This is a genomic window from Cupriavidus sp. MEYA8, from assembly GCF_059278825.1.
The window spans coordinates 2,931,040-2,950,870 of sequence record NZ_CM181221.1; the positions used below are offsets into that span (position 1 = coordinate 2,931,040).

15 protein-coding genes are annotated in these 19,831 nt (G+C 66.6%); 6 read left to right on the forward strand and 9 right to left on the reverse strand.

Annotated elements, in window-relative coordinates:
• Positions 1-47 precede the first annotated feature (47 nt).
• The 4 genes from AC5WJ1_RS13655 to purN form a co-directional block, all read right to left on the reverse strand.
• Positions 48-1,238, reverse strand: coding sequence for a DesA family fatty acid desaturase (locus AC5WJ1_RS13655; RefSeq protein ID WP_133092219.1), 1,191 nt, complete (start codon positions 1,236-1,238; stop codon positions 48-50).
• Between the two features lie 391 nt (positions 1,239-1,629).
• A complete protein-coding gene (locus AC5WJ1_RS13660; RefSeq protein ID WP_133092220.1) occupies positions 1,630-3,021 on the reverse strand; it encodes a mechanosensitive ion channel family protein in 1,392 nt (463 codons plus the stop codon).
• Between the two features lie 57 nt (positions 3,022-3,078).
• Positions 3,079-4,497 carry an RsmB/NOP family class I SAM-dependent RNA methyltransferase gene (locus AC5WJ1_RS13665; protein ID WP_494476164.1) on the reverse strand — a complete coding sequence of 473 codons (1,419 nt, stop codon included), beginning with the start codon at positions 4,495-4,497 and terminating at the stop codon, positions 3,079-3,081.
• Positions 4,494-5,162 carry a phosphoribosylglycinamide formyltransferase gene (gene purN, locus AC5WJ1_RS13670; RefSeq protein ID WP_195431920.1) on the reverse strand — a complete coding sequence of 223 codons (669 nt, stop codon included), beginning with the start codon at positions 5,160-5,162 and terminating at the stop codon, positions 4,494-4,496. The genes AC5WJ1_RS13665 and purN overlap by 4 nt, the downstream gene beginning before the upstream one ends.
• Positions 5,163-5,427: 265 nt before the next feature.
• Here purN and AC5WJ1_RS13675 point away from each other — a divergent pair, with 265 nt between their 5' ends.
• Positions 5,428-6,087 carry a response regulator gene (locus AC5WJ1_RS13675; RefSeq protein ID WP_133092223.1) on the forward strand — a complete coding sequence of 220 codons (660 nt, stop codon included), beginning with the start codon at positions 5,428-5,430 and terminating at the stop codon, positions 6,085-6,087.
• A 24-nt stretch (positions 6,088-6,111) separates the two neighbouring features.
• On the opposite strand, the gene AC5WJ1_RS13680 is transcribed toward AC5WJ1_RS13675, so the two are convergent.
• Positions 6,112-7,914: a sensor histidine kinase gene (locus AC5WJ1_RS13680; protein ID WP_494476541.1), complete on the reverse strand. Its 1,803-nt coding sequence runs from the start codon at positions 7,912-7,914 to the stop codon at positions 6,112-6,114.
• A 286-nt stretch (positions 7,915-8,200) separates the two neighbouring features.
• Between AC5WJ1_RS13680 and AC5WJ1_RS13685 the strand changes: the two genes are divergently transcribed.
• From AC5WJ1_RS13685 to dut, 5 genes are all read left to right on the forward strand, one after another.
• Entirely contained in the window at positions 8,201-9,196 is a 996-nt protein-coding gene (locus AC5WJ1_RS13685) for a bifunctional riboflavin kinase/FAD synthetase (RefSeq protein ID WP_133092225.1), read from the forward strand.
• Between the two features lie 114 nt (positions 9,197-9,310).
• Complete coding sequence (gene ileS / locus AC5WJ1_RS13690; protein WP_133092226.1) at positions 9,311-12,211, forward strand: isoleucine--tRNA ligase; 2,901 nt, start codon at positions 9,311-9,313, stop codon at positions 12,209-12,211.
• The gene (lspA, locus tag AC5WJ1_RS13695; protein WP_135705873.1) at positions 12,211-12,741 is read left to right on the forward strand and encodes a signal peptidase II; all 531 of its coding nucleotides are present in this window, start codon (positions 12,211-12,213) and stop codon (positions 12,739-12,741) included. Before ileS ends, lspA begins: the two co-directional genes overlap by 1 nt.
• A 122-nt stretch (positions 12,742-12,863) precedes the next feature.
• On the forward strand, positions 12,864-14,066 hold the full coding sequence (gene coaBC / locus AC5WJ1_RS13700; protein ID WP_133092228.1) for a bifunctional phosphopantothenoylcysteine decarboxylase/phosphopantothenate--cysteine ligase CoaBC: 1,203 nt from the start codon (positions 12,864-12,866) through the stop codon (positions 14,064-14,066).
• Between the two features lie 30 nt (positions 14,067-14,096).
• The gene (dut, locus tag AC5WJ1_RS13705) at positions 14,097-14,591 is read left to right on the forward strand and encodes a dUTP diphosphatase (RefSeq protein ID WP_133092229.1); all 495 of its coding nucleotides are present in this window, start codon (positions 14,097-14,099) and stop codon (positions 14,589-14,591) included.
• Between the two features lie 54 nt (positions 14,592-14,645).
• On the opposite strand, the gene AC5WJ1_RS13710 is transcribed toward dut, so the two are convergent.
• From AC5WJ1_RS13710 to clpS, 4 genes are all read right to left on the reverse strand, one after another.
• Positions 14,646-15,494 carry a VOC family protein gene (locus AC5WJ1_RS13710; RefSeq protein WP_135705874.1) on the reverse strand — a complete coding sequence of 283 codons (849 nt, stop codon included), beginning with the start codon at positions 15,492-15,494 and terminating at the stop codon, positions 14,646-14,648.
• 47 nt (positions 15,495-15,541) lie between these two features.
• Positions 15,542-16,537, reverse strand: a complete 996-nt coding sequence (locus tag AC5WJ1_RS13715; RefSeq protein ID WP_135705875.1) for a tripartite tricarboxylate transporter substrate binding protein — start codon at positions 16,535-16,537, stop codon at positions 15,542-15,544.
• A gap of 201 nt (positions 16,538-16,738) precedes the next feature.
• Entirely contained in the window at positions 16,739-19,033 is a 2,295-nt protein-coding gene (clpA, locus tag AC5WJ1_RS13720; protein WP_195431928.1) for an ATP-dependent Clp protease ATP-binding subunit ClpA, read from the reverse strand.
• Positions 19,030-19,356 carry an ATP-dependent Clp protease adapter ClpS gene (gene clpS, locus AC5WJ1_RS13725; RefSeq protein ID WP_010814998.1) on the reverse strand — a complete coding sequence of 109 codons (327 nt, stop codon included), beginning with the start codon at positions 19,354-19,356 and terminating at the stop codon, positions 19,030-19,032. Before clpS ends, clpA begins: the two co-directional genes overlap by 4 nt.
• Positions 19,357-19,831: the final 475 nt, after the last annotated feature.

Below are 19,831 nucleotides of genomic sequence, written 5' to 3' on the forward strand. Positions count from 1 at the left end.
CGCCATGGGCGGGGCTTTGTCAAACCATACGGCGCGGCCGAATTGTATCAGGCGTAGCGGCGCAGGCGCAGCGAGAAATCGTGCAACGCCTGGATGCCGCTGGCCTCGGCACGGTGGCACCAGGCCTGCAGCTGCTGCAGCAGCTGCTCGCGCGTCAGGTTGGAACGGCCCCAGATGGCGGCCAGTTCACGGCGCATTTCGACGAAGGTCTGCAGCGCCTTGTTCTGCTCGACGATGCTCGCCAGCTGCTCGCGCTGCTGTGCGGCCAGCTTGGTTTCCTCGCGGTGGAACCACTTGCTGGCGGGCTTGAAGCTGCGGTACTCGGCCACGCCGCCTTCCTTGAGCTTGTCCAGTTCCTGGCGGAACGCACCCTTGACGGCCTTGGCGTAGCGCGCCATCACGTCATAGCGGTTGGCGATGATGGCTTCCAGCGTGTTGTGATCGACCGGACGGGCTTCCACCAGGCGCGCCTTGGGCGGGGTCTTCTTGACCTTGGCCAGGCCGACCGCCTGCATCGCGCGGATATAGCCCCAGCCCACGTCGAACTCATACCACTTGATCGAAAACTTGGCCGAGGTCGGGTAGGTGTGGTGGTTGTTGTGCAGTTCCTCACCGCCAATGATCAGGCCCCACGGCGACACATTGGTTGACGCGTCTTCGCAATCGTAATTGCGGTAGCCCCACCAGTGGCCCAGGCCATTGATGATGCCGGCGGCATGGATCGGGATCCACAGCATCTGCACTGCCCACACCGACATGCCGATCACGCCGAACAGCGCCAGGTCGATGATCAGCATCAGGCCAACGCCCTGCCAGGTGAAGCGCGAGTACAGGTTGCGCTCGATCCAGTCATTCGGGCAGCCATGGCTGAACTTGGCGATGGTTTCCTTGTTCTTGGCCTCGGCGCGATAGAGTTCAGCCCCTTCCAGCAGCACCTTGCGGATGCCGCGGGTCTGCGGGCTGTGCGGATCGTCCTCGGTCTCGCACTTGGCGTGGTGCTTGCGATGGATCGCGGTCCACTCCCTGGTGACCATGCCGGTGGTCAGCCACAGCCAGAAGCGGAAGAAATGCTGGGCGATCGGGTGCAGGTCCAGCGACCGGTGCGCCATGCAGCGGTGCAGGAAGATGGTGACGCCAGCGATGGTGATATGCGTCATCACCAGGGTGTAGATGACGATCTCCCACCAGGCCCAATTGGCAAGGCCGTTGGCGGCCCAGTCAAGAATAGTGTCGAACAAACTGTTCTCCGTCGGTTAAACAGGACTTTCCCGTGCAGGCCGGCTGGCCGGTGCACACAACGCGCAGAAAAAATAGCTGCGAATCTATTGATTGCGATAGCTGTCTGGCGCTTGCCTCGGGACCCGAAGTCGCTCCGGGCTCCCTGGCACGCGAGTCTGGCGCCGGCCGTGGCAGGCGGGACAAGGTACGAGCCGCTGCAATCTGGCGGCTGTCTGATGTGGGAGCGGGATGTCTCAACCCGCGACAACCCGGCATTCTACCGGATTGGCGAGGGCGCAAGCATACGCTATTTCCCGGATTTGGACGGGGTGCAACGGTTTTCGTTCCGTGGGGTGCCGAACTCGCCGCCTGGCTGGCATCTGCACGGTCCTGTGACGCTCAGGTGACAGTCTAGGTGGCGTTGGCGGCTTCCGGCAAGGTACTTGCCTTGGGGGCGCCTGGTCCGGGCATCGGCGTCTCGTGCATCACACGCAGCTCACGCTGGGGATAGGGAATCGAAATGCCGTGCTCGCGCAGCGTGCGCCAGATGGCGCGGTTCATCGCGGATTGCACCCCTAGCTTTCCGTTCTGTGGATCGGCAATGTAGGCCGCGACTTCGTACTCGATGCCGCTGTCCGCAAACAGCACCAGGAAGGCCGCCGGCTCCGGGTCTTTCAGCACGCGCGGCAGTTCGCGCACGCATTCGGTCAGCAGTGCGATCACGGTCTCCGGGTCAGCGCTGTAGTCGGCCTGGACACGCGTCGCCACGCGCACATTGGTGTTCGAGAATGAATGGTTCTGCACCGACTGCGCCACCAATTGCTCGTTCGGCACCAGCGTCTCGCCGTCGCCGTTGCGCACCACGGTGTAGCGGGTGCGGATCTGCGACACGATGCCGGTGTACTTGTCCACCGTGATCTGGTCGCCCAGCTTGACCGAGCGGTCCAGCAGGATAATGAAGCCCGAGATGTAGTTGCTCGCGATCTTCTGCAAGCCCAGGCCCAGGCCCACGCCCAGCGCACCGCCGAACACCGACAGCACGGTCAGGTCGATCCCGACCAGCGACAGGCTCAGCAGCAGCGACACCAGCAGCAGCAAGGCCTTGGAGATGCGGGTCAGCACCACCTTCAGGTTGACGTCGAGGTTGGCCGAGCGCATCAGCCGCTCCTCCAGCCAGGACCCGAACCACATCGCCACCAGCACCGTCAGCAGGATCCAGACCCCCGCCATCAGCGTGTCGGCGAGGCTGATCTTCTGCTTGCCGCCGATCGAGAAGCGCACGTCCTGCATCCACGCGACCACCTCCGACAGCACGCCAAGCACATAAAGCGCCATGCCGATCCACACCAGCGTGGTCAGCACCTTCTCCACCAGCAGCAGCATGCCGTGCAACTGCCCGCTGCCGGACATGACCCGCCGCAGGATATAGAAGACGACATTGAGCGAGGTGATACCGAACAGCGGCACCAGCGCCAGCCGCAGCACGCTGATCGGGATCAATGGCTCCAGCGCGAAGCGCGCGACCATCACCAGCACCCAACCTGCCAGCGGGAACATGGCCCGCTCCAGGCTGGCGGCTGCAAAGCGCAGCGAGAAGCTGGAACTGGCGTAGCGCGCCTCGAGCCGGTGCACCACATAGCGCCCCAGCGGCCACGCCACCGCGAGGCAGCCGGCCAGCACCAGCAGCTGCCAGAAGAACCCCGGGCCGCCGGCATCGCGGATCAGGTCGTCCAGCATCTTGCCGAACATCGAATGGGAGGCCGTCAGCTCGCCGCCGAGGCCGGACAGGGTTTCACCGTTCATCGGGGAGACTCAGGTTGAGGGCCGCCGTCCGCTGCAGACGGGCGGCGGCCACAGGCGTCAGCTGGTGCGTTCCAGCACCGCGGCAAAGAAGCCGTCGGTCTGGTGCAGATGCGGATACAGCGCGAACATGCCGCTATCCTGAGGCAACGCGGGCACTTCGATCTTCTGGTCGGCCAGCACCTCGCTGGCCGGAACCAGGCGGAAGTTGGGGTGCGCGGCGAGGAAATCGCGCACGATGGCCTCGTTTTCGGCTTCGAGCACGGAGCACGTGGCGTAGACCACGCGGCCGCCGCCCTTGACCAGGCGCGCCGCCGACTCAAGGATAGCGCTCTGCTTGGCAGTCAGCTCCAGCACCGATTCCGGCGTCTGGCGCCACTTCAGGTCGGGGTTGCGCCGCAGCGTTCCCAGCCCGCTGCACGGCGCGTCCACCAGCACCCGGTCGACCTTGCCGGCCAGGCGCTTGATCTTGGCGTCGCGTTCGGAGTCGATCAGGACCGGATGGACGTTGGACAGGCCGCTGCGCGCCAGGCGGGGCTTCAGGTTGGCCAGGCGCTTTTCCGACACGTCGAAGGCGTACAACCGGCCGGTGGAGCGCATCGCGGCGCCCAGCGCCAAGGTCTTGCCACCCGCGCCGGCACAGAAGTCGACCACCATCTCGCCACGCTTTGGCGCCACCAGGTTGCACAGCAGCTGGCTGCCTTCGTCCTGCACCTCGACCAGGCCGTTGACAAAGATTGGCAGCTGGTTCAGCGCGGGCTTGCCGGTCATGCGGATGCCGGCGGGCGCCATCGGCGTCGGCTCGGCGCCCAGGCCGGCGGATTGCAGCTCGGCCAGCGCCGCATCGCGGCTGGTCTTGCCCAGGTTGACGCGCAGGTCAAGCGGCGCCGGGCGCAGCCAGGCATCGCCCAGTGCCGCGGTAAATTCTTCGCCATGGCGGCGCACCAGCTCGTCGTACAGCCATTCGGGCAGATTGGTGCGCACGCGCGGGGCCAGGCTGGAACGCTCGATCGTGGTCAGGCGGTCCAGCCATTCGGCCTCTTCGGGGTGCAGGAACGGCGTCAGCACGTCGCGTCCGAGCGTGGCCGCCAGGCCCAGCAGCGCCAGGCGGCGCGAGCTGGCGCCGGTGCCGCTTTCCGCAAACTGCGCGAACTCCACGCGCCGGCGCAGCACCGCATAGATGGCCTCGGCGATGATGCCGCGCTCGCGATGGCCCAGCTTGCTGTTCTCGCGGAAGTAATAGCTCACCACGGCATCGGCCGGGCGGGCGAACAGCATGACCTTGCCAAGCAGGCGGTCGATATGCTGGATATGCGAGGCGTGCAGCCCGCCGTGCATGCGCGGCGCGCCGTCGCGGACGGCATTGCCGTTGGCGGGCTTGCGGATGGGGCTGCCCTTGCCCTTGCCCTTGCTCTTGCCGCGCGGCGGCGCGTGGCCCTCGCTACGGGTGGGACGGGTTCCTGCCTGGTTGCGGCTCATGCCTCGACTCCTGCCGCCCGGGTATGGGCGGAGATGGCCATCAGCAGTTGCGGCTCGGCCGGGTTGATAACGTTGACCACGCCGTCCTGCAGTCGCAGGCGGTCCTCGACGAACCAGCGGACGGCGCGGGGATAGATCTGGTGCTCGCAGTCGAGCAGGCGCTCGGCCAGGCTTTCGGGCGTGTCGGTGGGCAGCACATCAAGTGCGGCCTGGATCACGATCGGACCGTGGTCGAGTTCCGGGGTAACGAAGTGCACGGTGGCGCCGTGCAGCTTGACGCCGGCGTCCAGCGCTTGCTTGTGGGTGTTCAGCCCCGGGAAGCACGGCAGCAGCGACGGGTGGATATTCAGCAGCCGGCCCGCATAGCGGTCGACAAAACCCGGCGTCAGGATGCGCATGAAGCCGGCCAGCACCACCAGGTCGGGGGCGTGGGCATCGATGGCCTCGGCCATCGCGGCATCAAACGAGGCGCGGTCGGGGAACTGGCGATGGTCGACCACGCCGGTGGCAATGCCTTGCTGCTGCGCGAACTGCAGCCCGGCGGCATCGGGCCGGTTCGACAGCACCGCTGCCACGCGCGCCGGCCAACCGCCGCCCGCGCAGGCACGGACGATGGCTTCCATGTTGGAGCCACGCCCGGAAATCAAGATGACAATTTTTTTCATCGCGCAATTCTACCAAGGCGAGGCACTAAACTCCGGTAAAGCGAACCCATTAGGTACTTAATTCAGCAGATCCGGACAAGTGCAATGCCCCTAACATGTGACGATGGCGCCGCATACCCCCGATTGATGGATTGTGACGCTTCGCCCCCTCTGCTAGAGTGGGCGCTACGTCCACGCGCCAATCCTGTGCAGGTTTTTCACGACACAGTGCTCCAAGCGAGCGGGTGACAACAAGGACAAAACGGGAAATTAGACGGGAACTCGCATGTCGAACGCTGCACCGACGTTGTTGGTGGTCGATGATCATCCTATGGCCTTGTCAGGCACCACGGCCTTCCTTGCCGAAGTCATGCCGGATGTCGCGGTACACGCCGCCGGCAGTGCCCGAGAAGCCCTGGCGAGCCTGCAGCAGGGGCTGCGCCCGGATATTGTGCTGCTCGATATCTGGCTGAACGACGGCACCGGCTTCGATGCCATGCAGTCGTTCAAGACCGTGATCCCCGGGGCGCGCTTTATCTTCATGTCCGCAGAAGCCACGCCCGAAATCGTCGGCCGCGCCCGTGCGCTGTCGGCATGCGGCTTCGTCGGCAAGCATCTCGATGCCAATGCCTTCACCGCCGCGGTGCGCAAGGTGCTGGCGGGTGACACCTCCTTCCCTACCGATGAAGCCCTGAACGGGCGGGCCCAGTCGTTTGGCCCCGCGCACGGCATCCCGGTTACGCCGGCCGAGCTGGGCCTGACGCCGCGCCAGGGGTCCGTGCTGGCCCTGGTGCTCGAAGGCCTGCCGAACAAGGTGATCGCGCGCCGGCTCGGGCTGACCGAGAACACGGTCAAGGAGCACGTGTCGGCGATCCTGCAACGCCTGGGCGTGCGTACCCGGATGCAGGTGATGTCGCGGATGGAACGGTTCCGCCTGCGCCAGTAAGGCGCCGCACTTGCCCTCCCCAGCCTAAGCCGGGCGCAGCCATCGCCGCAGCAGCATCCGCAGCGACGCCGGGTCCACCGGCTTGGGCAGCACGAAATACCCCGCCTCTTCCGCCGCCGCCAGCGCGGCCGATTTCAGGTCGCCGGTCAGCAGCGCGCTGCGCGCCTGCGGTTGCGTGTTCTGCCAGCGCTCCAGCAGGTCCAGGCCGTTCTCACTGCCCGGCAGCCGCAGGTCGCAGAAGATGATGTCCGGGCGCAGGCCCTTGGCAAACAGCTTGTCGGCCTCGGCGCCGTGCGCGGCGCAGGCCACGTGGATGCCCCACGCCTCCATCAGCGCGATCCACGCCTTGCGGATCTGGCTGTCGTCGTCGACCACCAGCACCGTGCCCTGCAGCCGGTCGGGCTTGGCTTCCTGGGCCTGCGCCATGGCACGCATCTCGCGCACGCTGGCGACGGTCTCGGCCGGCACCGGGGCCAGGGCGAACCAGAACACCGAGCCCTTGCCCGGCACCGAGCGCACGCCATAGGTGCCGCGCATCAGCCGCACGCACTCCTTGAAGATCGCCAGGCCGAGGCCGAGGCCCTGAGACGGGTCGCGCTGCGGGTTGTTGACCTGGTAGTACGGCGAGAAGATATCGGGCAGGTGCTCGGGCGTGACGCCGGCGCCGGTGTCCCACACCTCCAGCCGCACGTGCTTGCGGCGCTGGCGCGCGGTCACCAGCACGCCGCCGCGCTGGGTATAGCGCAACGCGTTCTGCACCAGGTTGAACAGCGCGCGGCGCAGCAGCACCGGCTCGGCCATCGCGTACAGTTCGTCGGGCACGCGCGGCGTCAGCATCAGGCCGCTTTCGCGGGCGTCGGCGGCAAACTGGCTCATCACGTCGCGGATCAGCGCGCCCAGCTCGCACGGCTCCAGCGTCGGCAGGACCTTGCGCCCTTCCAGCTTGGACAGGTCCAGCAGCGAGCGGAACAGCAGGTCGATGGTCTGCGTGCCCGCCGCCACCTGCTCCACCAGCGGATGCAGCGACGACGACTGGTTGCGCGCGCGCAGCGCTTCAACCAGCATCACCAGCGCATGCACCGGCTGGCGCAGGTCATGGCTGGCGGCGGCGAGGAAGCGCGATTTTTCTTCGCTGGCATGCAGCGCGCGCTCCTTTTCTTCCTGGAACTGCTTGGCCAGCCGGCGGCTGTCACCCTCGAGCTGGATCGCGCGGACCAGCGTGAGCTGCAGGTTGAAGGCATGGCGCGACAGCATCAGCGCGTAGATCACCAGCAGGCCCTGTACATAAGCGCCATGGCCGGGGAAGGCGAACTCCGCCATCAGGATGCTGGGCACCAGGATCGGCACGCCGGCGTACACCAGGTTGGACGGCACCGGGGCCTGCGATACCGCGCCGCCGGCCAGCACGCCCAGCGTCAGCAGGTACAGCACGCTGGAGAAGACCACCGAGTCCGTATACAAATGCAGCAGTGCCGAGCTGCCCCAGGTTACCCCGGTCAGCAGCGCCAGCACGCGCATGTTGTTCCACCACCTGCGCGTATGCGCGGAACGGCTCATCGAGGCCCCGTCGCGCTGGTAGCCGACATGGAACCACAGGCCGCCCGCGGTCAGCAGCAGCATGATCGCGCACCAACCCAGCAGTGCGGCGTGGCTGACTTCGCCCCAGAATCCCAGCGTGGTCAGCGCCGGCAGCAGCACGGAAGCGACGATGGCGGTCGGCGCATTCTTGTGCACGATGGCCATCAGCTTGGCGCGGGTCTCGACGTCAAGCTCACCGCTCGATTGCGGCAGTATATGGGGCCGAAGCCGGGGGAGAAGCCGGGACAGGAACCGGTTGGGCAGCGCGTTCAAATGTGGCTGGCTTGAGATGGCAGGCGCAAGGCGAGAAAAAGCGGCAAGAAATGTCGTGTCGCGCGCGTTTTGGCTGCATGTGACGTCGGCGTGACACACAAGTGGTGCATATCATGCCGCCTTTTGCCGTATCGCGCCATGCCGGGGTAGGCGGATGCAGCACAAAAACAGCAGCTTAGCGCACATGGGGGCGCAGGCAGCGGCAAGCCGACCCATTCGCCTTATAATGCCCGCTTTACCCGAAACATTTCCCGCCGTCCCCGTGAAAGTCTTCCGCGGCCTGCCCAACGCCGAGAGCCGGGCGCCCTGCGCGCTCACCATCGGCAATTTCGACGGTGTGCATCGCGGCCACCAGTCGCTGCTTGCGCGCGCGCGCGCGGCGGCGGACGCGCGCGGCCTGCCGCTGTGCGTGATGACGTTCGAGCCGCATCCGCGCGAGTTCTTCACCCCGGACAAGGCGCCCACCCGCATCGCGCTGCTGCGCGACAAGCTGGAAAGCCTGCGCCGCAACGGCGTGGACCGCGTCGTGGTCGAGCACTTCAACGCCCACTTTGCCAGCCAGTCCCCGCAGGAATTCGTTGAAAACGTGCTGTGGCACGGCCTGCACACGCGCTGGCTGCTGGTCGGCGACGACTTCCGCTTCGGCGCCAGGCGCGCGGGCGACTTCGCCTACCTGCAGGACGCCGGGCACCGGTTCGGCTTCGACGTCGAGCAGATGGGCTCGGTCTCCGAGGGCGGCATCCGCATTTCCAGCTCGGCGGTGCGCCAGGCCCTGGCCGATGGCGACCTCGAGCACGCGCGGCGCCTGCTGGGCCACGGCTATGCCATCAGCGGCCACGTGATCCACGGCCGCAAGCTGGGCCGCGACCTGGGCTTCCCGACGCTGAACCTGCGCATCTCGCACAAGCGCCCGGCGGTCAACGGCATCTTCGTGGTGCAGGTGCATGGCATTGCCGACCACCCGCTGCCCGGCGTGGCCAGCATCGGCGTGCGCCCGACCATCGAGGACGCCGGCCGCGTGCTGCTGGAAGTCCACCTCTTTGACTTCAATGAAAGCCTGTACGGCAAGCTGGTACGGGTCGAATTCATGAAGAAGCTGCGCGACGAGGCGCGCTTCGACAACCTGGAAGACCTGACCGCCGCGATCGCCAAGGACAGCGCCGACGCGCGCGGGTTCTTCGGCCTGACCGCGCCCGGCGCTGCCGAGGGCACCGGCGGCCGCGACTTCGCTACCTCCGCCACCGACCGAATTAGCTAGCGGCCGGCGCCCGCCAGTGTGCGCGGGCCCGGTTCGCATGCCCCGCCCAGTCTTCCCGCGCGCGCCCCGGCCTGCTGCCGGCCGCGCGCCAAACGAATTGCTCCGAGAATCGAAATGTCCGACGACAAACGCGCCAAGTCCGATCAGAACCAGAAAAACAAGTATCCCGTCAACCTGCTCGACACGCCCTTCCCCATGCGTGGCGACCTGCCCAAGCGCGAGCCGCAGTGGGTCAAGCAGTGGCAGGAGAAGCAGCTCTACAAGAAGATCCGCGCGGCGCGCAAGGGCGCGAAGAAGTTCGTGCTGCATGACGGCCCGCCGTATGCCAACGGCGATATCCACATCGGCCACGCCGTGAACAAGGTGCTCAAGGACATGATCATCAAGGCGCGCGGCCTGAGCGGGCTCGACGCCGTCTACGTGCCGGGCTGGGACTGCCATGGCATGCCGATCGAGATCCAGATCGAGAAGAAATTCGGCAAGGGCCTGCCGGTGCAGGAAGTCCAGGCCAAGGCGCGCGCGTACGCCACCGAGCAGATCAAGCGCCAGATGGTGGACTTCGAGCGCCTGGGCGTGCTGGGCGACTGGGACCACCCCTACCTGACCATGAACTACAGCAACGAGGCGGACGAATTGCGCGCGCTCGGCAAGATCATGGAAAAGGGCTACGTGTTCCGCGGCCTGAAGCCGGTGAACTGGTGCTTCGACTGCGGCTCGGCGCTGGCCGAGGCCGAAGTCGAGTACAAGGACAAGGTCGACCTGTCGATCGACGTGGGCTTCCCGTTTGCCGAGGCCGACAAGCTGGCGCACGCCTTCAAGGTGCCGTTCGACCAGATCAACGCCAAGCCCGGCTGGATCGTGATCTGGACCACCACGCCGTGGACCATCCCGAGCAACCAGGCGCTGAACGTGCACCCCGAAGTGGAATACGCGCTGGTCGACACGCCGCGCGGCTACCTGATCCTGGCCACCGAGCGCGTCGAGGAGCAGCTGAAGGTCTACGCGCTGGAAGGCAAGGTCATCGCCACCGCAACCGGCGCCGCGCTGTCGGAAATCCGCTTCCACCACCCGCTGGCCAAGATGGACGCGGGATATGACCGCCTGTCGCCGGTCTACCTGGGCGACTACGTCACCACCGACACCGGCTCGGGCATCGTCCACTCGGCGCCCGCCTATGGCGTGGAAGACTTCCAGTCGTGCAAGGCGCACGGGATGCCCGACAGCGACATCATCAGCCCGGTGATGGGCAACGGCGTCTACGCCGGCACGCTGCCGCTGTTCGGCGGGCTGTCGATCTGGGATGCCAACCCCAAGATCGTCGACGCGTTGCAGGAATCGGGCAACCTGTTCAACTCGCACAAGTACACCCACAGCTACATGCACTGCTGGCGTCACAAGACGCCGATCATCTACCGCGCCACCTCGCAGTGGTTTGCGGGCATGGACGTGGATCCGACCGAGGAGAACGGCAAGCCCGTGCCGACCCTGCGCGAGACCGCGCTGGCCGGCATCGATGCCACCGAGTTCTACCCGGCGTGGGGCAAGCAGCGCCTGCACAACATGATCGCCAACCGGCCGGACTGGACGCTGTCGCGCCAGCGCCAGTGGGGCGTGCCGATGGCCTTCTTCGTGCACAAGGAAACCGGCGCGCTGCATCCGCGCACGCCTGAACTGCTGGAAGCCATCGCCAAACGCGTCGAGCAGCAAGGCATCGAAGCCTGGCAGACGCTGGATCCGGCCGAACTGCTGGGCGACGAAGCCAGCCAGTACGAAAAGAACCGCGACACGCTCGACGTCTGGTTCGACTCCGGCACCACGCACTGGACCGTGGTCCGCGGCTCGCACCGCGACGACCTGTACGACCCGGCCGCCGACACAGCCGAAGGCCGCCTTGCCGACCTCTACCTGGAAGGCTCCGACCAGCACCGCGGCTGGTTCCATTCGTCGCTGCTGACCGCGTCGATGCTGTACGGCAAGCCGCCGTACAAGGCGCTGCTGACGCACGGCTTCACCGTCGACGGCGAGGGCCGCAAGATGTCCAAGTCGGTCGGCAACACCGTGTCGCCGCAGGACATCTCCAACAAGATGGGCGCCGAGATCATCCGGCTGTGGGTGGCCTCGACCGACTACTCGGGCGAGCTGTCAATCTCGGACGAGATCCTCAAGCGCGTGGTGGAAAGCTATCGCCGCATCCGCAACACGCTGCGCTTCCTGCTGTCGAACCTGTCCGACTACGACCACGGCAAGCACGCGCTGCCGGCGTCGGAATGGCTGGAGATCGACCGCTACGCCGTCGCGCTGACCGACCGGCTGCAGAAGGAAGTGCTGTCGCACTACGAGGCCTACGAATTCCACCCGGTGGTGGCCAAGCTGCAGACCTTCTGCTCGGAAGACCTGGGCGGCTTCTACCTTGACGTGCTGAAGGACCGCCTCTACACCACGGCGGCGGACTCCAAGGCCCGCCGCGCGGCGCAGAACGCGCTGTACCACATCACCCAGGCGATGCTGCACTGGATGGCGCCGTTCCTGTCGTTCACCGCCGAGGAAGCGTGGCAGGTCTTTGTCCACGGCACCGAGCACACCGACACCATCTTCACCAGCACCTACTACCCGGTGCCGGAAATGGACGACGCCGACGACCTGCTGCAGAAATGGCATACGCTGCGCGAAGTGCGCGCCGAAGTCACCAAGCAACTGGAAGCGGTGCGCGTCGAAGGCGAGATCGGCTCGTCGCTGCAGGCGGAGCTGACCATCCAGGCCGGCGGCCCGGTGCTGCAGGCGCTGCAGAGCCTGGGCGACGACCTGCGCTTCGTGCTGCTGACATCGTCGGCCAAGGTCACCGCCGCGCCCGAAGCCGGCGACCTGCTGGTGACGGTAACGCCGTCGGCACATGCCAAGTGCGAGCGCTGCTGGCACTACCGCGCCGATGTCGGCCACAACCCGGACCACCCCACCCTCTGCGGCCGCTGCGACAGCAACCTGTTCGGCGCCGGTGAACACAGGAGCCACGCCTGATGGCATCGACCACGTCCCGATCCGCCCGGCCGGCGCGCCGCGGCAGCAAGGCCGCGGGCAACACCACGCCGCTGCTGTGGCTGGCGTTCGCACTGCTGGTGGTGCTGCTTGACCAGTTCTTCAAGATCGTCATCGTGCGCAGCTTCACTTACGGTGAGTCGCGCCCGGTCACGAGCTTCTTCAACCTGGTGCTGGTCTACAACAAGGGCGCGGCATTCAGCTTCCTGGCCGACGCCGGCGGCTGGCAGCGCTGGTTCTTTACCGGACTGGGCCTCGTGGTCGGGGCGTTCATCGTGTGGCTGCTGTATCGGCATACCGGGCAGCGGTTGTTCTGCTTCGCCGTGTCGCTGATCCTGGGCGGCGCGGTCGGCAACGTGATCGATCGCGTGGTCTACGGGCACGTGGTCGACTTCCTGGATTTCTACGCGGGCCGGTATCACTGGCCGGCCTTCAATGTCGCGGACTGCGCGATCACGGTCGGCGCGGTGCTGCTGATCGTGGATGAGTTGCGGCGGGTGCGGAAGCACTGAACTGCCGGATTGTGTTCCCCTCTCCCGCCGGGCGGGAGAGGGGAGCAAACCATCTTGGGAAGCAAACCTCCAGCCGGCTTCCCCGGTATCATTTCCCTTTCCCCCCAGCCAGGTTCCCCACCATGGATTTGCGCGGCAAGCACATCGTTCTCGGCCTGACCGGCGGCATCGCCTGCTACAAGTCGGCCGAGCTGGTCCGCCTGCTGACCAAGGCCGGCGCCACCGTGCAGGTGGCCATGACCGAGGCGGCGACCCACTTCATTACCCCGGTGACTATGCAGGCGCTGTCCGGCCGCCCGGTGTTCCTGTCGCAGTGGGACGCCCGCATCGACAACAACATGGCGCATATCGACCTCTCGCGCGAGGCCGACGCCATTGTCATCGCACCCGCTTCCACCGACTTCATGGCGCGCCTGGCCAACGGCCTGTGCGACGACCTGCTGAGCACGCTGTGCATCGCGCGCGACTGCCCGCTGCTGGTGGCGCCGGCGATGAACCGCCAGATGTGGGCAGCGCCGGCAACCCAGCGCAATGCCGCGCAGCTGCGCGCCGACGGCGTGACCATCCTGGGGCCGGGCAGCGGCGACCAGGCCTGCGGCGAGGTCGGCGACGGCCGCATGCTCGAGCCCGAAGAACTGCTCGACGACATCATCGCCTTCTTCCAGCCCAAGCCGCTGCAAGGCAAGCGCGTGCTGATCACCGCCGGGCCGACCTTCGAGGCAATCGACCCGGTGCGCGGCATCACCAACCTGTCGTCGGGCAAGATGGGCTTCTCGATCGCGCGCGCGGCGCGCGAGGCCGGCGCCGAAGTGCTGCTGGTGGCCGGGCCGACCAGCCTGCCGACGCCGCGCGGCGTGGTGCGCACCGATGTGCGCAGCGCGCAGCAGATGCATGATGCAGTGCTGGCACAGCTGCCCGGCGCTGACGTCTTCGTCGCGGTGGCCGCGGTGGCCGACTGGCGCCCCGCCGAAGTGGCCCGGCAGAAGCTGAAGAAGGCCAACGACACCGACACGCCCACGCTGCAGTTCGTGCAGAACCCGGACATCCTCGCCACCGTGGCGGCGCGCACGGATGCGCCCTACTGCGTCGGTTTCGCGGCCGAAAGCGAAAACCTGGAGCAGTACGGCGAACAGAAGCGCCAGCGCAAGGGCGTGCCGCTGCTGGTCGGCAATATCGGCCACCATACCTTTGGCCTGGACGACAACGAGATCGTGCTGTTCGATGCCGCCGGCATGACGCGGCTGCCGCGCGCCGACAAGCTGTCGCTGGCGCGCCAGCTCGTTGCCGCCATCGGCCAACGCCTGCCCGGGCGGCCGCGTCCCTGATTGTTGAAACGAATTTCCCCGAGATTGTCTATGACCCAGCCTCTGAACCCCACCGTCGAAATCAAGGTGCTCGATGCCCGCCTGAACGAATGGGGCCTGCCTGCCTACCAGAGCGAAATGGCCGCCGCCATCGACCTGCATGCCTGCGTCGACACGCCGGTGTCGATCGCCCCGGGCACGCCCGCGCAATTAGTGCCGGCCGGCATCGCCGTGCACATGGGCAACCCCTACATGGCCGCGACCATCGTGCCGCGCTCGGGCCTCGGCCACAAGAAAGGCCTGGTGCTGGGCAACTCGATCGGCGTGATCGATGCCGACTACCAGGGCCAGATCATGGTCAGCGTGTGGAACCGCAACGCGCCGGGCACCGAGCCGATCGTGATCCAGCCGGGCGAGCGCATCGCGCAGATGATGTTCGTGCCAGTGCTGCGGCCGGTCTTCACGACGGTGGACGAGTTCAGCGAAGACAGCGAGCGCGGCGCCGGTGGCTTCGGCTCGACCGGGGTGCATCACGCCAAGGCCTGACGCTCATTCACGCTGGCAAAGGAAGACTGGCGCCCTGTGGCGCCAGTTTGCATTTCAGCTGCGCTGTTCGAACAGCAACGCCACGCCGCCGGCCGCCTCGGCCGGCACCAGCGTTTCGCGCGGGCCGAGGTCGAGGGTCGGCACACCGGCGTTGCGCCAGAGCGCGCGCGCCGCGGCCAGGTCGCCGGTACGCAGGCGCATCGCGGCGTATCCCGGCACCTCCCTGTGCACATGCGCCGTGCCGGTCGCCGAGGCCAGCGCCTGCGGCGTGCTGACCACCAGCGCGGCGTCATCCAGCGCCAGGCTGCTGACGTGCTCGCTCAGCTGCGTCAGCTCGCCGCCGGTCAGTTCCGCATAGGCCCGCGCCGCGGCATCGACCAGCGCGGGCGCCACCACCAGGAACATGGTCGCGATGCTGTCGGCGCCGTTGGCGTGTGACATCCATTCCGGCCGCCACAGCAGCTCGGGCGTGCGGTGCTCGCAGACGAAATAGCGCGCGCCCGGGGCATCGTCGAGCGCGGTCACGCGGAAGGTGGCGGAATGTTCGCTGCCGTCGTCCAGCCGCACCGGGCGCGAGAACTCGATCGGATCCGAGGTGTACCAGCCCGACGCACGCAGCCGTGCGGCGGCGCCGAAGGCGTCGTCGCTCTTGCACGACATTGCCGCGCAGCCGCCGCCGCGCGCCTGCGCGTCCCAGTAGTACTGGCGGCTGGGGGTGGGCGCTGTGACGTGCAGCAGCTCGACGTAGTCGTGCCCCAACATGATGCAATGGTTCTGCGAACCCAGCGTGTGGTAGCCGCGCGGCGTCAGCGTAAAGCCGAGCCGTTGCCAGGCCTGCGCCCCCGCATCGAGGTCGGGACACACCACCACCGCATGGTCAAACATTTCCGCTTGGCTTGCCATTGACATCACCTCGGTCTGTGCGGCGGGCGCGCCTGCGCCGGCCGCCGTCATTCGAACTGGATATTGGCCTTGCGCGCCACGGCCTGCCACTTGTCGTGCTCCTGGCGCACCAGCTTGCCGAGGTCGGCCGGGCTGCCGCCGACGATCTCGAAGCCCTGCGCGGCCAGCGCATCGACCACCCGCGGCTGGCGCAGCGACTCGACCAGCGCCTGGTGGATCCGCGTGACCGTTGCCGCGGCCAGGTTGGCGGGCCCGAACACGCCGATCCAGGAATAAGCTTCAAAACCCTTGAGCCCCTGCTCGGCCACGGTCGGCACCTGCGGCAACTGGCGCAGGCGGCTGGTGCCGGTCACGCCCAGCACCTTGATGGTGCGCGCGGCCACGTGCGCCTGTACCGCGGCATAGCTGCTGAAAAAGATATCGACCTCATTGGCCAGCACCGCCTGCACGGCCGGGCCGCCGCCCTTGTAGGGCACGTGGAGCATGTGCATGCCGGCTTCGGTCGCCAGCGCCTCGGCTGCAAGCTGGTTCAGGCTGCCGATGCCGGACGAGGCATAGCGCACGCTGTCGGGCTTGGCCTTGGCCAATGCCACCAGTTCGCGCACATTGGCGGCCGGCAGCGAGGGATTGGCGGCGATGACCAGCGGAAAGCGCACCAGCTGCGAGATCGGCGTGAAATCGTGGAAGGTGTCGTAGGGCAGCTGCTTGTAGGCAAACGGGTTGATGGCGTGCGTATCGAAGGCCATCAGCAACGTGCTGCCGTCAGGCCTGGCGCGCGCCACGGTGCTGGACGCGATCAGGCCGCCGGCGCCCGGCTTGTTGTCGACCACCACGGTCTGCCCCAGCGCCGCCTTCAGCCCCGGCTGCAGCTGGCGCGCGACGATATCGACACTGCCGCCGGGCGGGAACGGCAGCACCAGCGCGAGCGGACGGTTGCCGGCCGGCGCCTCGGCGGCGGCGTGCATCATCGGGACAGGCATGGCGCCCAGCGGCAGGATCTTGAGCAGCAGGCGGCGGCGCCGCGTGCGTTCGGCAGAGGACATCGGGTATTCGGGCGTTGGCGACCGCAATGCCGGCGGCCGCCGGGACAAAAAAGAAGGGGCGGCATCACTGCCGCCCCCTGTATTTTGCCCGATGATCGGCCGCGTTGCAGGCGACCCCCGCCGAACCGCGCCCGGATCGCCACGATCCGGTGCGATTTTCGGCCGTCTCCGGCCCTTTCAGGCCGGAGCGACGGTCGCCGCTCAGGCCTCGGCGCGCTGCTCTTCCGGCGCTTCGGGCGGTTCCGGCTCGATCTCGGAGAAATCGAGCTTGATCTGGTCCTGGTCGTCCAGGTCGACCACGACCTTGCCGCCGGATACCAGCCTGCCGAACAGCAGCTCGTCGGCCAGCGCCTTGCGGATCATGTCCTGGATCAGGCGTTGCATCGGACGCGCGCCCATCAGCGGGTCGAAGCCCTTGTGCGCCAGGAACTTGCGCAGCTTCTCGCTGAAGCTGGCTTCCACCTTCTTCTCGTGCAGCTGCTCTTCCAGCTGCATCAGGAACTTGTCGACCACGCGCAGGATGATTTCCTCGTCCAGCGAGCGGAAGCTGATGGTGGCATCCAGCCTGTTGCGGAACTCCGGCGTGAACATGCGCTTGATGTCGGCCATCTCGTCGCCCTGCTCGCGCGTGCTGGTGAAGCCGATGGTGGCGCGGTTCATGGTCTCCGCTCCCGCGTTGGTGGTCATGATGATGATCACGTTGCGGAAGTCGGCGCGCCGGCCGTTGTTGTCGGTCAGCGAGCCATGGTCCATCACCTGCAGCAGGATATTGAAGATATCCGGATGCGCTTTCTCGATTTCATCCAGCAGCAGCACGCAGTGCGGCTTCTTGGTGACGGCCTCGGTCAGCAGGCCGCCCTGGTCGAAGCCGACGTATCCCGGCGGCGCGCCGATCAGTCGGCTCACCGCGTGGCGCTCCATGTATTCGGACATGTCGAAGCGCAGCAGCTCGATGCCCATGATGAAGGCCAGCTGCTTGGCGACCTCGGTCTTGCCCACGCCGGTGGGACCCGAGAACAGGAACGAGCCGATCGGCTTGTCGGTCTTGCCCAGGCCGGCGCGCGACATCTTGATCGCCGAGGCCAGCGCCTCGATCGCGGGATCCTGGCCGAACACCACCGACTTCAGGTCGCGTTCCAGCGTCTGCAGCTTGCTGCGGTCGTCCTGGTTCACGCTCTGCGGCGGGATGCGCGCGATGCGCGAGACGATGTCCTCGATCTCGCCCTTGCCGATGGTCTTCTTCTGCTTGGACTTCGGCAGGATGCGCTGCGCCGCGCCGGCTTCGTCGATCACGTCGATCGCCTTGTCCGGCAGGTGCCGGTCGGTGATGAAGCGGGCCGACAGCTCGGCCGCGGCGGTCAGCGCCGAAGCCGCGTACTTGACGCCATGGTGCTCCTCGAAGCGCGACTTCAGGCCGCGCAGGATCTGCACGGTCTGGTCGACCGACGGCTCGACCACGTCGATCTTCTGGAAGCGCCGCGACAGCGCCGCGTCCTTCTCGAAGATGCCGCGGTATTCCGTGAAGGTGGTCGCGCCGATGCACTTGAGCTGGCCCGATGACAGCGCCGGCTTGAGCAGGTTGCTGGCGTCCAGTGTCCCGCCCGATGCGGCGCCCGCGCCGATCAGCGTGTGGATCTCGTCGATGAACAGGATCGCGTTCGGGTTGTCCTTGAGCGACTTCAGCACGCCCTTCAGGCGCTGCTCGAAGTCGCCGCGGTACTTGGTGCCGGCCAGCAGCGCGCCCATGTCGAGCGAGTAGACGGTGGCCTTTTCCAGGATGTCCGGGACTTCGTTCTTGGTGATGCGCCAGGCCAGCCCCTCCGCAATGGCGGTCTTGCCGACGCCGGCCTCGCCCACCAGCAGCGGGTTGTTCTTGCGCCGGCGGCACAGCACCTGCACCACGCGCTCGACTTCGCTTTCGCGGCCGATCAGCGGATCGATCTTGCCGGCCTTGGCCAGCGCGTTCAGGTTCTGGGTGTATTGCTCGAGCGGGCTTTCCTTGCCGTCGCCGCCCTCGCCTTCGCCGGCATTGTCGCCATGCTTGGCGGGCTCGGACTGGTCCTTGCGGATGCCGTGGCTGATGAAATTGACCACGTCAAGGCGCGTCACGCCCTGCTGCTGCAGGTAGTAGACCGCGTGCGAATCCTTCTCGCCAAAGATGGCGACCAGCACGTTGGCACCGGTCACTTCCTTCTTGCCATTGGAAGTGGACTGTACGTGCATGATCGCGCGCTGGATCACGCGCTGGAAGCCGAGCGTGGGCTGGGTATCGACCTCGTCGGTCCCCGGCACCACCGGCGTGTTATCCGCGATGAAGTTCTTAAGGCTGGTGCGCAGGTCCTCGATATTGGCCGCGCAGGCGCGCAAGACTTCAGCTGCCGTGGGATTGTCGAGCAATGCCAGCAGCAGATGCTCCACGGTAATGAACTCGTGGCGTGCCTGCCGGGCTTCGACAAAAGCCATATGCAGGCTCACTTCCAATTCTTGCGCAATCATGCTTCCTCCATCACGCACTGCAAGGGGTGCCCCGCCTGCCGCGCGTGCGTTGACACCAGCTCGACTTTTGTCGCCGCGATATCTCTGGTGTAGATACCGCAGACGCCCTTTCCTTCCCGGTGCACGGTCAGCATGATCTGCGTCGCCGTTTCCCGGTCCCTGCTGAAATACTGCTGCAGGATCATCACGACAAACTCCATCGGAGTGTAGTCGTCGTTAAGCAGCACCACCTTGAACATGGCAGGCGGTTTTAGCGCCTGCTCTTTACGCTCCAGGATGGTGCCCGCTTCGCGTTGTGGGACATTCGCAAGCCGTGTAGCCATGGCTTTATTCTAACCCTTACTCGCAACTCTGCAATTTGGGGAAAAGGCGCCGGATTCAAGGGCCGGGCTACCTGCTTCCGGTTATGAAAAAGCGCGGAACCGCACGCCAGAGGCATTGCAATGCACGTGACGGGAGACCGCAGGACTGATCCGGACAATACCCGATGCTTGCCGCCAAGGTACCATCCCGCGCCGTCCGTTTCCCGCCACACCCTGCCCGCAGTGGGGATTCCGCCAGCTTGACAGTATGTATGTTTGACAGAAGAATCGTTCGCACACCCGCCTGAAGCCGCGAGCCAAAGCAAAAGGCCAATGAGCGGGTGATCCGTGAGCAGGGAGGCCCACGGCCTGGCGGCGGCGAGTCAGCATCCAGACTGGCCGCCACGCGATTGCACCTCGCCGCGCGTCATCGCCGGCCGCACCTCGGGACGCGGCCGGTCATGGCGTCGCAGTGCGTGCGCTGCAGTCCGAGCCA

Bases quoted from the DNA above. Each gene is read 5' to 3' on its own strand.
- AC5WJ1_RS13660 (WP_133092220.1), bottom strand. From the start codon at position 3,021: ATGAACGGTGAAACCCTGTCCGGCCTCGGCGGCGAGCTGACGGCCTCC.
- AC5WJ1_RS13665 (WP_494476164.1), bottom strand. From the start codon at position 4,497: ATGAGCCGCAACCAGGCAGGAACCCGTCCCACCCGTAGCGAGGGCCAC.
- purN (WP_195431920.1), bottom strand. From the start codon at position 5,162: ATGAAAAAAATTGTCATCTTGATTTCCGGGCGTGGCTCCAACATGGAA.
- AC5WJ1_RS13675 (WP_133092223.1), top strand. From the start codon at position 5,428: ATGTCGAACGCTGCACCGACGTTGTTGGTGGTCGATGATCATCCTATG.
- ileS (WP_133092226.1), top strand. From the start codon at position 9,311: ATGTCCGACGACAAACGCGCCAAGTCCGATCAGAACCAGAAAAACAAG.
- lspA (WP_135705873.1), top strand. From the start codon at position 12,211: ATGGCATCGACCACGTCCCGATCCGCCCGGCCGGCGCGCCGCGGCAGC.
- coaBC (WP_133092228.1), top strand. From the start codon at position 12,864: ATGGATTTGCGCGGCAAGCACATCGTTCTCGGCCTGACCGGCGGCATC.
- dut (WP_133092229.1), top strand. From the start codon at position 14,097: ATGACCCAGCCTCTGAACCCCACCGTCGAAATCAAGGTGCTCGATGCC.
- AC5WJ1_RS13710 (WP_135705874.1), bottom strand. From the start codon at position 15,494: ATGGCAAGCCAAGCGGAAATGTTTGACCATGCGGTGGTGGTGTGTCCC.
- AC5WJ1_RS13715 (WP_135705875.1), bottom strand. From the start codon at position 16,537: ATGTCCTCTGCCGAACGCACGCGGCGCCGCCGCCTGCTGCTCAAGATC.
- clpA (WP_195431928.1), bottom strand. From the start codon at position 19,033: ATGATTGCGCAAGAATTGGAAGTGAGCCTGCATATGGCTTTTGTCGAA.
- clpS (WP_010814998.1), bottom strand. From the start codon at position 19,356: ATGGCTACACGGCTTGCGAATGTCCCACAACGCGAAGCGGGCACCATC.